Source organism: Nocardia sp. NRRL S-836 (assembly GCF_001279525.1).
Classification (GTDB): Bacteria; Actinomycetota; Actinomycetes; order Mycobacteriales; family Pseudonocardiaceae; genus Lentzea.
Genome location: NZ_LGDY01000032.1, coordinates 1 through 360, shown reverse-complemented (window position 1 = coordinate 360; position 360 = coordinate 1). Strand labels below are relative to the sequence as shown.

The following is a 360-nucleotide window of genomic DNA, read 5'->3' as shown; positions in this document are numbered from 1 at the left end:
GATCTATCTGGCCTGCGACGGGCACGGCCGCCCGCTGACGACGGTGCTGACCGGCGGCAACATCAACGACTGCACCATGTTCGAGACGGTGCTGGCGGGGGGGTGGTTTCCCTCGGCCCCACCGGTCGGGTCGTGGAGCGGCCGGGGCGGGGTGTTCCGCTGTATAGTCGGCCATCCTGGCCTCCCAACCGTGGACCCCCGTCACGCATTGCGATCAACCCCCGCCCCTGCCGGCCGCCGCACCTCAGCAGCTATGTGTTTACCATCACAAAAAGGCCCCAGGTCGTGATGCCCCGAGTGCTTGTCCTCAAAGCTAGAGGTGAGTGTTGCCAGGTCGATCATGGGTTGGTAGGACGGGGC

Annotated in this window: 1 pseudogene; it reads left to right on the top strand. The window is 66.1% G+C overall.

Features of this window, described 5'->3' with window-relative positions:
- Nucleotides 1-97: pseudogene (locus tag ADL03_RS49380) on the top strand (IS5/IS1182 family transposase); the annotation flags it as partial.
- Nucleotides 98-360 lie beyond the last annotated feature (263 nt).